Source organism: Dactylosporangium salmoneum (assembly GCF_039532525.1).
Classification (GTDB): domain Bacteria; phylum Actinomycetota; class Actinomycetes; order Mycobacteriales; family Micromonosporaceae; genus Dactylosporangium; species Dactylosporangium salmoneum.
The window spans coordinates 41,821-54,815 of sequence record NZ_BAAARV010000081.1; the positions used below are offsets into that span (position 1 = coordinate 41,821).

Annotated in this window: 12 protein-coding genes; 5 read left to right on the forward strand and 7 right to left on the reverse strand. The window is 73.4% G+C overall.

Features of this window, described 5'->3' with window-relative positions; translation table 11 throughout:
• Nucleotides 1-28: 28 nt before the first annotated feature.
• The 4 genes from ABD352_RS40970 to ABD352_RS40985 all read left to right on the forward strand — a co-directional run bounded on the left by ABD352_RS40970 (nt 29) and on the right by ABD352_RS40985 (nt 4,917).
• Nucleotides 29-547, forward strand: coding sequence for a PadR family transcriptional regulator (locus ABD352_RS40970; RefSeq protein WP_344617981.1), 519 nt, complete (start codon nt 29-31; stop codon nt 545-547).
• A 4-nt stretch (nt 548-551) separates the two neighbouring features.
• Nucleotides 552-1,955: a DHA2 family efflux MFS transporter permease subunit gene (locus ABD352_RS40975; protein WP_344617982.1), complete on the forward strand. Its 1,404-nt coding sequence runs from the start codon at nt 552-554 to the stop codon at nt 1,953-1,955.
• 9 nt (nt 1,956-1,964) lie between these two features.
• Complete coding sequence (locus ABD352_RS40980) at nt 1,965-2,720, forward strand: phosphotransferase (RefSeq protein WP_344617983.1); 756 nt, start codon at nt 1,965-1,967, stop codon at nt 2,718-2,720.
• A 148-nt stretch (nt 2,721-2,868) separates the two neighbouring features.
• Entirely contained in the window at nt 2,869-4,917 is a 2,049-nt protein-coding gene (locus ABD352_RS40985; protein WP_344617984.1) for a HelD family protein, read from the forward strand.
• Nucleotides 4,918-5,000: 83 nt separating this feature from the next.
• Here the strand turns inward: ABD352_RS40985 and ABD352_RS40990 are convergent, their stop codons facing one another.
• From ABD352_RS40990 to ABD352_RS41020, 7 genes are all read right to left on the reverse strand, one after another.
• Nucleotides 5,001-6,869 (reverse strand): hypothetical protein, encoded by a 1,869-nt coding sequence (locus tag ABD352_RS40990; protein ID WP_344617985.1) that lies wholly within the window; start codon nt 6,867-6,869, stop codon nt 5,001-5,003.
• A gap of 93 nt (nt 6,870-6,962) precedes the next feature.
• On the reverse strand, nt 6,963-7,724 hold the full coding sequence (locus ABD352_RS40995) for a class I SAM-dependent methyltransferase (RefSeq protein WP_344617986.1): 762 nt from the start codon (nt 7,722-7,724) through the stop codon (nt 6,963-6,965).
• Nucleotides 7,725-7,729: 5 nt separating this feature from the next.
• On the reverse strand, nt 7,730-9,319 hold the full coding sequence (locus ABD352_RS41000) for an ABC transporter permease (protein ID WP_344617987.1): 1,590 nt from the start codon (nt 9,317-9,319) through the stop codon (nt 7,730-7,732).
• Nucleotides 9,316-10,215 (reverse strand): ABC transporter ATP-binding protein, encoded by a 900-nt coding sequence (locus ABD352_RS41005; RefSeq protein ID WP_344617988.1) that lies wholly within the window; start codon nt 10,213-10,215, stop codon nt 9,316-9,318. The genes ABD352_RS41000 and ABD352_RS41005 overlap by 4 nt, the downstream gene beginning before the upstream one ends.
• A 5-nt stretch (nt 10,216-10,220) precedes the next feature.
• Nucleotides 10,221-10,847: a TetR/AcrR family transcriptional regulator gene (locus ABD352_RS41010; RefSeq protein WP_344617989.1), complete on the reverse strand. Its 627-nt coding sequence runs from the start codon at nt 10,845-10,847 to the stop codon at nt 10,221-10,223.
• 272 nt (nt 10,848-11,119) lie between these two features.
• Nucleotides 11,120-11,434 carry a hypothetical protein gene (locus ABD352_RS41015; RefSeq protein ID WP_344617990.1) on the reverse strand — a complete coding sequence of 105 codons (315 nt, stop codon included), beginning with the start codon at nt 11,432-11,434 and terminating at the stop codon, nt 11,120-11,122.
• 19 nt (nt 11,435-11,453) lie between these two features.
• Nucleotides 11,454-12,164 (reverse strand): HD domain-containing protein, encoded by a 711-nt coding sequence (locus tag ABD352_RS41020; protein ID WP_344617991.1) that lies wholly within the window; start codon nt 12,162-12,164, stop codon nt 11,454-11,456.
• A 33-nt stretch (nt 12,165-12,197) separates the two neighbouring features.
• On the opposite strand from ABD352_RS41020, the gene ABD352_RS41025 reads away from it, so the two are divergent.
• Complete coding sequence (locus tag ABD352_RS41025; protein ID WP_344617992.1) at nt 12,198-12,989, forward strand: expansin EXLX1 family cellulose-binding protein; 792 nt, start codon at nt 12,198-12,200, stop codon at nt 12,987-12,989.
• Nucleotides 12,990-12,995: the final 6 nt, after the last annotated feature.

Consider the following 12,995-nt stretch of genomic DNA (forward strand, 5'->3'; position numbering starts at 1 on the left):
CAGTTGTACCTATGTCAGACTGGACGACATGTACATGGACATCGTGATCCTCAGCCACCTGCAGCGCGGGCCGGTGCACGGCTACGAGCTGAAGCGACGGGTGTCCCAGACCACCGCCTACGCGCTGCACAACAACACGCTCTATCCGGCGCTGCGCCGCTTCGAAGAGGCCGGGGCGGTGACCAAGACGGCCGAGGCGCAGGAGGGCAAGCCGCCGCGGCACGTGTACGAGATCACCGACCTCGGCCGGGAGCTGCTGCACGACATGCTCGCCGACCTGCCGGCCGAGCTGGCCGCCGACGAACCCGAGTTCCTCACCCGGCTCGGGCAGTTCGAGCACCTCACCCCCGACGAGCGGCGGCGCGTCCTGCAGGCCCGCGTCGACGCCCTGCGGGGCCAGGCGCGGCACATGCGGGACCTGGCCGAGCGCACCGCCAGCAGCCGCAGCCACCACTGGGGCGGCCTCGTCGTCGCCGAACTGGCCGATCGCGTCGAGCGGGAGCTGGCGTGGCTGGCGCGCCTCACCGAGCTGGCCGGCGAGGAGTAGCGCGATGGCCGCGGACACCGGGACCGCAACCGAGGCCGAGGCCGGCCCCCGCCTCGGCGGGCTCATGCAGCTCGGCCTGCTCGCCGGGCCCCTGCTGTCGATGATCGATTCGTCGATCGTCAACGTCGCCACCCCCGACATCGCCCGCGAGCTGCACGCCGGGCTGCCCGTCACCCAGTGGGTCGTCAGCGGCTACCTGCTGGCCCTCGCGGCCGGGCTCACCACGACGTCGTACCTCGCCCGCCGCTTCGGCACCATGCGCGTCTACGGCGCCGCCCTCGCCGCCTTCGTGCTCGCCTCCGCGCTGTGCTCGGCGGCGCCGGGCATCGGCGTGCTCATCGGCGCCCGGGCGCTGCAGGGCTTCACCGGAGCGCCGCTGGTACCGCTGGCCATGAGCGTCCTGCTCGGGCGGGGCGGCGCGGCGCGGAAGATCCCGCTCACGGCCGGCCTGCTGTTCTTCCTCGCCCCCGCGATCGGCCCGTCGTTCGGCGGGCTGCTCATCGCGGCCGGCGGCTGGCGCTGGATCTTCCTGGTCAACCTGCCGATCGGCGCGCTCGCCCTGCTCGGCGTGCGCCGCCTGCCGGCCGGGGTCGCCCCGCGGGCCGACGGCCACGCCCGGCCCGACCCGTTCGGCCTGGTCCTGCTCGGCGCCGGCTTGGTCGCCGTCCTCTACGGGGCCAGCCGCGCGACCGTCGACGGGTGGACCCGGCCCGTCGCCCTCGTCGCGCTGATCGGCGGCGGGGCACTGCTCACGGCGTACACCTTCTGGGCCCTGCACTGCAGCACCCCGGCGGTGGACCTGACCCTGCTGCAGCACCGGCGTTCGGCCCTGGCGCTGCTGCTGAGCGTCGCGTCGTCGGTGGTCGCGTTCGCGGCGGTGTTCCTGCTGCCGGTCTTCACGCAGTCGGTGCAGCACCACACCGCCTTCGCGACGGGGCTGGCGCTGCTGCCGCAGGGCCTCATCACCGGCGTCGGCGCGGCCGCCGGGCAGCGGCTGGCCGAGCGGTACGGCGTGCGCTACCTCGTCTTCGCCGGCTTCGTGCTGCTCGCGGCGGCCGGCGCGGGGCTGCTGCTGATCACGGTCGGCACGCCGCTGTGGGTGACCGCGGCGATCCTGTCGGGTCGGGCGGCGGCGATCGGCTTCGGCCTCACACCCCTGCTGTCGGTGATGCTGGCGCCGCTGACCGACGCCCAGCTGGCCGACGGCAACACCCTGTTCAGCATCGCGCAGCGGCTGGGCGGATCGATCGGGGTGGGCGTGCTCGGCTCGCTGCTGGCCGCCCGGGCCGCGGTCGTCGGCCCGATTACGGGCTTCCACGAGATCGGCCTGATCCTGTCGAGCCTGGCCGTGGCGGCCGCGCTGCTGTCCCTGCTGCTGCCGTCGCGAGTCAGCCAGGCCACGACCTAGATTCGACGGGTGTCGCAGACGCACCATCTTCTCGTCGACGGGGATCGACTGACCAAGCGGTACGTGTCGTGGTCGCGCGGGGAACACCGCCGGGAGTGGGCCGTGCTGCACCGGGTGTACGCCCGATATCCCGACCTGGTGCCCGAGCCGATTGAGGCTGACCTGGATGCCGATCCACCCACCGTCAGCATGGGCTTGCTGCCCGGCACGCCACTGACCGACGGCCTGGATACAGACCAGCAAGCCGCGTTGGCCGCGTCCCTGCGCCAACTGTGGTCAGTACCGTGCGCCGACCTCCCCGCACGCCGCGATCACCCCGCCGAGATCCACGCGCTGATGACGGAGCGCATGGCCGGCCTGGACCTGCCGGGCTCGGCGGGCGAGGCCGCCCGCGCGGCCCGGTCCTTCCTGGGCAGGCTTCGCCTTGGCCCCGCCGGCAACACCGTGCTGGGCCACACCGACCCGAACCTCGCCAACTACCTGTGGGATGGGCAGCGGATCCGGATCGTCGACTTCGAAGACGCCGGACGGTCCGACCGCGAGTTCGAACTGGCCGACCTGGTCGAACACCTCTCAGCCCGGCGCGCTGACTGGACCGGGTTCCTCACGATGTTCGACCTCGACGGCGACCGGCTCCTCGACGCGCGCCGGCTCTACGCCACCTTCTGGCTGCACATGCTCCGCCCCGGCGGCCCCGCCGAGCACCGCAACCCGCCTGGGACCCTCGACCAGCAGGCCGAGCGACTCCTCAACCTGCTGAACTGATCAGCTTTGAGACGCGTTCTAGCCGCTCCTTCTGCCCCCCTGCCCTTTTCATCATATCGGCCCGTCAAGTCGCCCAAATCGTCCCGGATGCTGATTTTGTGGCCCTGACCTGCGCATAGTCTCAACGGGCCAACCAGGGGGGAGCACTGTGTCCGAGGCGGAACAGCAGATCGCGATCGAGCAGCAGGTCGTGGACAAGGTCTATGCGCGGCTCGAGGTCATGCGCGAGCAGGCCCGGGAGCTCAAGGCGGAGGGGCACGGGCGGGCCGCGGCGGGGCCGCTCACCGGGCTGGTCGAGCGCGACGCCATGGTGCTGCGCGCCGCCGCGACGATCACCGACCTCGACGCGCAGGAGGACGGGATCGTCTTCGGCCGGCTCGACTTCGACGACGACTACACCTTCCGCGTCGGTCGGCTCGGGGTGCGCGACGAGGACCGGGAGCCGCTGGTCGTGGACTGGCGGGCGCCGGCCGCCGCGCCGTTCTACCGGGCCACGCCCGGCGAGCCGCTGGGCGTGCGCCGCCGCCGGGTCATCACCTGCTCCGGGCCGAAGGTGGTCGGCGTCGACGACGACGTGCTGACCGGCGAGGACGTCGAGGGCGTGGTCGGCGAGGGCGCCCTGCTCGCGTCCCTGACCCGCGAGCGTGGCGAGCACATGCGCGACATCGTCACCACCATCCAGCGCGAGCAGGACGAGGCGATCCGGGCGCCCGCGCACGGCGTCACCCTCATCACGGGCGGGCCGGGCACCGGCAAGACCCAGGTCGCGTTGCACCGGGCCGCGTACCTGCTCTACTCCGACCGCGGCAAGTTCGCCGACGGCCGCGTGCTGGTCATCGGCCCGTCGACGGTCTTCACGGAGTACATCGGCAGGGTCCTGCCGGGCCTCGGCGAGGACAGCGTGCACCTGCGGGCCCTCGGCGAGCTGTTCGACGGGGTCGTGGCGACCCGGCGCGACCCCGCCGACGTGGCCCGCGCCAAGGGCGACCTGAAGATGGTCCGCGCCCTGACCGAGCTGGCCTGGGACACCCCGCCGGGCGCCCCGGACCGGCTGGGCACCCTGCGGGCCGACGACCTCGCGCGGGCCCGCGCCGAGGTCCGCAGGCGCTGCGAGGCCAACGGCGTCAAGCCCAACGCCGGTCGTCAGGAGGCCGCGGCGGTACTGTCGGAGCTCCTCGAAGGCCGGGAGATCCCCGACGCGTTCCTCGACGCGTGGTGGCCCCCGCTGACCCCGCAGGACGTGCTGCCGGCCCAGCACGGCCGGTGGACGGTCGACGACGTGCCGCTGCTCGACGAGCTCGCCGAGATCCTCGGCCCGCCCGTGCGGGCAGCAGAACGGATCCCCGAGTGGCAGGCCCGCGAGCTGCGCAGCGGCGTCCGGCTGCCGGAGACGTTCGTGCTGAGCTGGAGCCTGGGCGACGGCTGGCAGCTCTTCGCGCCCGGCCTGGCCACCCCGCTGGCCCAGTCCGGCCAGGCGATCGACCACAACGGGTACTGGGCGGCCCAGCGCTGGGCGGCGGGCATCATCCTGCGCGAGGGTCACAAGGTGACGGGCTGGGCCGACGGCTTCGACCCGTACGGCGAGGAGGGCTTCGTGCCGGCCCTCGAGGAGCCGCTGCCCGTCGCCGCCGCCGAGGAGCCGGCCGAGGACGTGTACCTGCACGTCATCCTCGACGAGGCCCAGGACCTCTCGCCGATGGAGTGCCGGATGATCGCCCGGCGGGCCGCGCACGCCTCGATGACCGTCGTCGGCGACCTCGGCCAGGCCACCCACCCCCTCGCCGCCGCGTCCTGGCCGGAGCTGGCGCAGCGGCTGGGCAAGCGGCTGGTCCGCACGCTCGACCTGCCGACCGGCTACCGGGTGCCGCAGGCCATCGCCGACTACGCCGCCCTGGCCCTGCCGCCCGGGATCGAGCCCACCCGCTCGTTCCGCCCCGGCGGCACGCTGCGGATCCGCGAGGTCGACGACCTGGCGGAGGCGGTCGCGGCCGAGCACGGCACGGTCATCGCACCGGACGACCTGGCCGAGGCGCTCTCGGCGCTGCCGGTCAGCCAGGTCAAGGGCCTGGAGTTCGTGCTGGTCGAGCCGGCCGACATCGTCGCCGCCGAGCCCCGCGGGATGAGCCGCCTCTACGTCGCCCTGACCCGGGCCGTGGCCGAGCTGGTCATCCTGCACACCAAGCCCCTGCCGTTCTGAGCGACGCGCGGCGGCCCCCTGCGCTTCGAGCCCGCGGCCCCCTGGGCTTCAGGCCCGCGGCCCCCTGGGCTTCAGGCCCTCGGTCAGCGCCGGGCGGTGAGCGCCGGGAGCCGTACCGCGGTGGCCACGCGGTTGAGCACGCCGAGCGGATCGAGCCACGCCGGGACCGGGCCCCCGGGCGAGCCGTCGTGCGCGGGCGGGGTGAGCCTGAGCAGCTGCCACCCGGCCCGCCGCGGCGGATCGTCCCGCGGCTCGGTCGGGTACTGCCAGCCCTGGTTGGTGCCGAAGAAGAGGTGCTCGTCACCGACCGGCAGGATGCCGCGGATGCCCCAGTTGCAGGCGTTGTTGAAGCCGGTGGTGGTCAGCGGCCAGGCCGGGCTGTCGGCGTCGTCGAACACCCACACCTGTCCGGCGGTGGACTTGTCACGGAAGACCAGCCGGCGCAGGATCGCGAGCTCCACGTCGCTGACCGAGCGGCCGAGCAGGCGGGTGAGCAGCCCGGTGGCGGGGTTGAGGGTGATGTCGCGCAGGACCTTCTCGGTGTTGAACGTGCCCATGTAGAGCTTGCCGCGGAACACCGCGGCGCCCCAGCCGACGTAGTCGTTCCACCGGCTGCCGAAGCCGCCGCCGCCGAACTTCGGGTCCTGGTGCAGCAGGTTGTCGCGCAGCGCCCATTCGCCGCGGTCCGGTTCGAAGGTCCAGTACTTCCGCTCGCCGTAGAGCAACTCGACCTGCTGGTTCGGCTCGCCGAGGTCCTTGAGCCGGTACACCACCCCGCCCGGTGAGCTTTTCAGGTAGGCCAGGGCGAGGTCGGGGATCGTGTCCCGGGGGATCTGCGGGTACGCGGTCAGGTGGTTCGTGAACGACGGCTCCATGGTGAGCACGCCGAACGTGCCGTACACCCAGCCGCCGAACGAGGTGACCGCGAACGACACCATCGACCGGGCGGTGACCGGGTCGGGGAACAGCTGCGCCGCGGTGAACACCAGGCTCCAGCCGGCGCGGGTCGCCGGTGCGAGCTCGCGCAGCGGCGGGCTCACGTAGACGCCGGCGTGTTCGGTGCTGCCGGTGCCCACCCAGGTGCCGGTGACGATCCGGTCCTCATGCACGGTGAAGTAGCTGGGCTGGTTGCCCAGCAGCCCGACCTCCTCGAACCGGAACGGGTCGGCGGCGTCGCCGCACCAGCGCTGCACGCTGCCGGTCGGCGGGTTCGGCCCGGACCCGGTGCCCGCCGCGCCGGGCTCGGCCAGGCCCACGCCGACGTACAGCCGGCCGCCCGCGACGACGAAGTTCTTGATGTTGTTCCACCCGGGGTACTTCCGCCACCCCAGGAACGCGCCGTCGGCGGCCCGGTAGGCCAGCAGCACGACCACCCCACCGGCCTGGGAGCCCGCCGTGACGTCGGTCTCGATACCGCCGATGAACACCACGTCGCCGAGCGACCCGGCGGCCCGCAGGCCGGCGAGCCGGTCGAAGTCCGGGCACTGCTGCGCGGTCGGGGTCCGGTTGAACGAGGTCTCCGACGCGATGTCGTACTGCCACACCTGCGCCGGCACCGTGTCACCGGCAACGCCCTGCGCCGGCGGGATCCCGTGCACCGAGTTGTACGAGGCCGCGAACTCGCACGTGACGTTGTCCGGGTCGTCCCAGGCCTGCAGCGGCACGCCGAGGCTCGTGCCGGTGAAGTCGCCGGCCGCCGTGGCGAACCCGCCACCGGTCACGTTGGTGACCGTGCCCCACCACACGCTGCGCTGCGCCTCGTCGGCGGTGAACGCCCACACGTACCCTTGCGTGGTCTGCGCCCGGCCGCCCTCCGGCGGGCTGGCGCCGGACTCGATGGGCCGCGTCGGCCGGCCGATGCCAAACCACCACCTGTCCGGCTGGGCCTGCGCCGTCACGGTGATCCCGTGCCGCCGGTCCTCACCCGGCACCGTCGGCCGTGTTCCGAGCATGCCAATTCCTCCTCGAGCCAGGGCATCCGGCGGGTCGCCGCGGGAAAGCTACCCACGACGGCCCGCTCAAACGCCGGCCCCGGGCGGCCTGGTCTACCGCGGCCCGCGAACCGCGAACGTCAGCAGGTCGGAGTCGAGGTGGACCGGGCGGGGGACCCGCTCGGCGGCGGCGTCGGACTCCAGGGCGGCGAGCCCCCGCTCGATCTCCGCCTCGGGCAGGTGCTCGAAGGTGGAGATGGCGCGCAGCTTCAGGCGTTCCGCGTAGGCGGCCAGGCTCGGCGCGGACAGTTCACGGATCCGGTCCAGCGCCACGAACTCCAGGCCGGCCGCGGCGAACAGCTCCAGCACCGCGGGCAGGGACGGGAAGATGCGCTCCTCGACGCCGCGGGCGCTCGGGAAGTACCGATGCCAGAGCAGATCCGGCATGCGATCGCTGAACGCGCTGCGGATGAGGACCCGCCCGCCCGGGCGCAGGACCCGGCGGATCTCGGCGGCGGCGGCCGGGGGGGCGGTGAAGTGGTGCAGGGACAGGAACAGCAGGGCCAGGTCGCAGCTGCTGTCCGGGAGCGGGACGGCCTCCGCGCGGCCCTCCAGGTACCGCACTGCGGGATGCGCCGCGGCCTGCTCCCGCATCCGCGACGAGGGCTCCACCCCGTACACCTGGCCCCCGAACGTGCCGGCGAGCAGCGGGGTGAAGCGGCCCGTGCCCGAGCCCAGGTCGAGCACGGTCAGCGGGCGGTGGGCCGGTGCCCGGGCGGAGAAGGCCTCCGCCCAGGTCCGGGCCGTCTCGCCGGGCAGGGCCCGGCCGGTGGCGTAGACGGTGTGCTGGCGTCCGTCGTAATCCACGGGCTTCACTGCGTTTAGGCTACCGGCATGTCCCTTCGCCGCAGGCCCGCCAGGCCGGCGGCGCCGAGCAGGACCGCGACCAGCGTCAGCCACAGCACGGGCACGATCGTGAAGGCCTCGCCCGGCAGCTTCGGGACGTGGGCGAACGGGGTCAGGTCCAGCAGGTACTGGTTGAGGCCGAACAGCGCGCCGAGCTCGAACAGCAGCACCGAGACGATGAGCGCGGCCCAGGTCAGGGCGCTCAGGCGCGGGGCCAGGCCGAGCAGGGCGATGCCGAGGCCGGCGAGCACCCAGGCGGCCGGCAGCTGCACCATGGCGGCGCCGAGCAGGCGGGCGACCTGGCCGCCGACGTCGTGGGACTGGGCGCCGTACACCAGGCCGCCGGTGACGCCGGCGAGGGCGAGCAGCAGGGCGGTGCCCAGCAGCGCGAAGACGAGGTGGCCGGCGGCCCAGCGGATGCGGCTGACGGGGGTGGACAGCAGCGCCTCGACGCGGCCGCTGGCCTCCTCCTGGCGCAGCCGCAGCGTGGCCTGGATCGTGTAGGCGGCGGCCAGCATGCCGATGATGCCGTAGATGGCGGCCAGGAACGCGTCGGTGAGGGCGCCGCGTCCACCCATCCGGTCCAGCACGTCGGTCAGCTGCTGACTGGGGGACTCGAGGCCGGCGATGCCGCTGGCGGCACCGCCCATCACCGCGCCGCTGAGGGCCAGGGCGACGCACCAGCCCAGCAGCAGGCCGCGCTGCAGGCGCCAGGCCAGCGCGAGCGGGCTGCGCAGGGACGGGGCGCCGGTGGCCGGGCCGGGGCGGGGCGGGACCAGGCCGGCGCCGACGTCGCGGCGGTCCGACAGGGCGTAGCCGACGGCGGTGAAGAGCGCGGCGAAGACCAGGAACAGGGCGGCCACCCACCAGCGCTCGTGCGCGTAGGGGCGCATGGCCAGGCCCCAGCCGGTCGGGGCGAGCCAGCTCAGCCAGGTCGGGCCGGTGTCGCCGACGGCGCGCAGCAGGTACGTGCCGCCGAGCACGGCGCCGGCGATGCCGTTGGCGGCCCGGGCGCTCGTGGTGAGCTGCGCGGCGGCGGCCGCCACGCCGGCGAAGAGCAGCCCGACGAGGCCGGTGGCGAGGCCGAACGCCACCGATCCGGCCACGGGCAGGCCGGTCGCCATGAGACCCAGCGCCGTCAGCAGGGCGATCAGCGCATTGGCCAGCGCGGTGACCAGCAGCGCGGCGGTCAGCGGCGCGTACCGCCCGATGACGGTGGCCCGCAGCAGCTCGAGGCGGCCGGTCTCCTCCTCGGTGCGGGTGTGCCGCACGACGGTCAGCAGGCTCATCAGGCCGACCAGGATGAACTCGGTCACCCCGATCTTCCAGGCGGTGAGCCCGCCGATGGAGACCCCGTAGAGCGGGCCCTCCATGGCGACCAGCGACGGGTTGCTGAGCACCCCGCGCACCGCCTCGAGGTCGGCCTGGGTGGGGTACAGCTTGAAGTAGTTCGCCGCGGTGCCCATCGGCATCACCGATAGGCCGAGCACCCACACGGTGAGCCGGACCCGGTCCAGCCGCAGCGCCAGGCGGGCGAGGGCCCGCGTGCCGGTGAACGCGGTCACTTCGCCGCCTCCGAACCGTTGTAGTGGCGCAGGAACAGCTCTTCCAGGGTCGGCGGCTGGCTGGTGAGGCTGCGCACGCCGGCCGCGGCGAGCCGGCGCAGCACCGCGTCGAGCTCGGCGTTGTCCACGTCGAAGCGGACGGTGCCGTTCTGCGTGTGCAGGTCGTGCACGCCGGTCAGGGAGCCCAGGCCGTCGACCGGGGTGGCCAGGTCGGCCTGGATCGACGTACGCGTCAGGTGGCGCATCTCGGAGAGCGTCCCCGTCTCCACGGCCTTGCCGGCCCGGATGATGGTGACCCGGTCGCACAGCACCTCGACCTCCGACAGGATGTGGCTGGACAGCAGCACGGTGCGGTCGCCGCGGCGCTGCTCCTCTCGGACCACCTGCCGGAACACCTCCTCCATGAGCGGGTCGAGGCCGGAGGTCGGCTCGTCGAACACGAGCAGCTCGACGTCGGAGGCCATGGCGGCGACCAGCGCGACCTTCTGGCGGTTGCCCTTGGAGTACGTCCGGGCCTTCTTCGTCGGGTCGAGGTCGAAGCGCTCGAGCAGCTCGGCGCGGCGCCTGGCGTCGAGGCCGCCGCGCAGCCGGCCGAGCAGGTCGATGACCTCGCCGCCGGACAGGTTCGGCCACAGGGTGACGTCGCCGGGCACGTAGGCGAGGCGGCGGTGCAGGTCGGCGGCGTCTCGCCACGGGTCGCCGCCGAGCAGCCGGGCGGTCCCGGCGTCGGCGCGCAGCAGCCCCAGCAGGATCCGGATGGTGGTCGACTTGCCGGCGCCGTTGGGCCCCAGGAAGCCGTGCACCTCCCCGGCCTGCACGGTGAGGTCGAGCCCGTCGAGCGCGCGGGCGCGCCCGAATGTCTTGACCAGTGCGTCTGCGTGGATCGCCTCGGTCATGGTCCTCATGCTCCTTCTGCCTTGGCCCGCAGCGCGTCCAGCGCGCTGTGGGCCTTGGCGACCAGGTCGGGGGTGAGTAGCGGTTTCGAGTAGAAGTCGATCAGTGCCGTGGACATCCGTACGTGCCCCTCGGCGGTGAACATGTCGGCGCCGAGGGCGCGGGAGACGTGCTCGTGCATCGCGAACAGGCCGGCCTGCATGCCGACGAGCACGGCGGCGAAGCTGCGGTGGTCGTCGGTCAACCCGGGAAGGTGCTGTTCGATCCACTCCGCGGTGAGGCGCACCATGTCGTCGAACATCGCCGCGGCGGCTGGCGAACCGTCGAGCAGGGCGCGGGTGACGTACTTGTTGTAGCGCACGATCGTCGGGTGCACCGCCGGCAGGAAGCGGGGGTTGTCGAAGACCAGCTCCTCCTTGATCTTCACCAGCCGTTCGAGCACGTAGTGGTCGCACGCCTCGCGAAGGGCCTCCTTGGATCCGAAGTGGTGGCGCAGCAGCCCCGGCGACACCCCGGCCTGCTGCGCGATGTCGCGCACGGTGGTGGCGTCGACGCCCCGCTCGGCGAAGAGCGTGACCGCGGCTTCGCGGATGCGCGCCCGCGCGGTGAGGTCCTCGAACTCCGGCTCCGGCATGGCACCCGCCTCCTTGTACGTGCGTATTGCTGACTGTACGCGCGTATAGCGGAGTGGCAACGGTCAGTTTCCCGACCGCCGTCGGCGGCCGGGGACAGGCAAAGCGGGGCTCAGATCGGCGGGGTCGCCGGTGTGGTGCTGCTCGGCGTCAGCCGGCCGGCCGGGGCATGACCGGCTGCAGGCGCTCGACGACTGTGGTGCTGCTGTGCGTCAGTCGGCCGGCCGGGCCATGACCGGCTGCAGGCGCTCGACGACTGTGGTGCTGCTCGGCGTCAGTCGGCCGGCCGGGCCATGACGGGGCGCAGGCGCTCGACGACCGCGGCGAGGGCCTCGCCGAAATGCGGGTCGGTCCACACGGCGTCCTCGAGGGCCTGCACCACCCGGCGCCGGGTGCCGGCGGTCGGGGTGGGGGAGCCGGCGGCCTCGCGCTCCAGCGAGGCCAGGGCGGGCTCGTCCTCCAGCTTGGCCCGCACCAGGCCGGCCAGCCCGCGCAGCTGCTCCTCGACGGCCGGCTCCCGCGGCTCGGCCTGCCCGTGGCTCCACAGGTGCGACGCCAGCCACCCGACCGCGAGTTCCACCATCGTCACAGTGAATACCTTCGCATATTTACCTCCCGTCAAGAATGGCCGCGAACCGCTCCTCGGCGAGGTCGAGCTGACGGAAGATGTGCTGCTTCACCAGACGCGACAGCGGGGTGTCCGGGCGGGCGACGAGTTCGCGCAGCACCGGCACCATGGGGCGGTACTTCGTTGCCGACCGCTCCACTTTCGGCCCCGTGGTGTGGATCACACCGACCCCGTTGTCGGTGAAGTCGGAGACCTTGATGACCCGGGCCCACGGCTCCCGGTCGAGGCTGGCCCTGACGTGCTCCCGGTACTGCTCGTGCCGGTCGTATGACGGGTCGTACTCGGGGTTGGTGACCGCGGCCACGAGCCCGGCGGTCCGCGCCCCGAACCGCGCGGCGAGCGCCGTGAGGGCCTCCTCGGTGCTGCCGCCGTCCCGGCCGGCCAGCTCCGCCGGGTGGTCCTCGGCGCTGTCGTGCAGGACCGCGGCGGCGATCACGTCGACGTCGGACACCTCGTAGTGGTGCATGATCCGGATCGCCACCCGCAGCAGGTGGTTGAGGTACGGCTCGCGCACCCGCCGGTCGTCGCGGTGCAGCTCGGCCGCCAGCTCGAGGGCCGCGGCCAGCCGCTGCCGGTCGGGCGGCGCGAAGCGCTCGATCTCGATCCGGAAGCGTTCCCGCAGTCCCGGCTCGCCATAGATCTCGGTGATCGCGTGCATCGGCATCGTGCCGAGGTACGACGGGAAGTCCATGGATATGAATTACCAGACCGTACAATCCGCGGCGTGAACCGCCGTCATCTTCGCTGGGCCGTGCCCGCCGTGACCGTCTTCGTCGCCGCCGTGGTGGCCGTGGTGCTCGCCACGCAGGTCGGCGGTAGCGCCGCGTGCGCGGCCGGTGGCTCGGCGTCGTACTACTCGGCCGGCCGCAACGGCATGTGCAACCTCGGCACCCCGGCCGACGGCCTCTACGCCGCGGTCGGCAGGGCGGAGTACGCCGGCGGCAAGGCCTGCGGCACCTATCTCGACGTCACCGGCCCGAACGGCACCACGCGCGTCCAGGTCGTGGACCTGTGCCCGAGCTGCCCGACCGGCAAGATCGACCTCGGCAAGGGCGCCTTCGCCCGGGTAGGCGCGCTGAGCGCCGGCATCATCCCCGTCACCTACGGCACCGCCCGCGACCCGCAGGTCGGCCCGCTGCAGGTGAAGCTCAAGGGCGGCACCGCCTACTCGGCCCTGACCGCGGTGCTGAACAACCACGGCAACCCGCTGTCCACTGTGGAGCTGCAGACGCCGGCCGGCTTCGCCCCGATGCGCCGGGGCGAGGACAACACCTGGGCGGCCCCCTCGGGCGCGGTGACGTCCCCGGTCACGCTGCGTGTCGCCGACGTGTACGGCCACCAGGCCACGGTCGAGGGCCTGGCGCTCGGCCCGAAGGACTTCCAGCCCACCCAGACGCTGCTGTACGGCGGCCCGTCGCCGTCCCCGACGGCGTCCCCGTCGCCGTCCACTGTGGAGTCCTCAGCCCCGTCCCCCGCCGCGGCCGCCTCCTCGTTCCCGCCGGTCCCGAAGTGCTGACGCGCC

Coding starts and splice junctions, on each gene's coding strand:
- ABD352_RS40975 (WP_344617982.1), top strand. CDS start 552: ATGGCCGCGGACACCGGGACCGCAACCGAGGCCGAGGCCGGCCCCCGC.
- ABD352_RS41005 (WP_344617988.1), bottom strand. CDS start 10,215: ATGACCGAGGCGATCCACGCAGACGCACTGGTCAAGACATTCGGGCGC.
- ABD352_RS41020 (WP_344617991.1), bottom strand. CDS start 12,164: ATGGACTTCCCGTCGTACCTCGGCACGATGCCGATGCACGCGATCACC.
- ABD352_RS40990 (WP_344617985.1), bottom strand. CDS start 6,869: ATGCTCGGAACACGGCCGACGGTGCCGGGTGAGGACCGGCGGCACGGG.
- ABD352_RS41010 (WP_344617989.1), bottom strand. CDS start 10,847: ATGCCGGAGCCGGAGTTCGAGGACCTCACCGCGCGGGCGCGCATCCGC.
- ABD352_RS40970 (WP_344617981.1), top strand. CDS start 29: ATGTACATGGACATCGTGATCCTCAGCCACCTGCAGCGCGGGCCGGTG.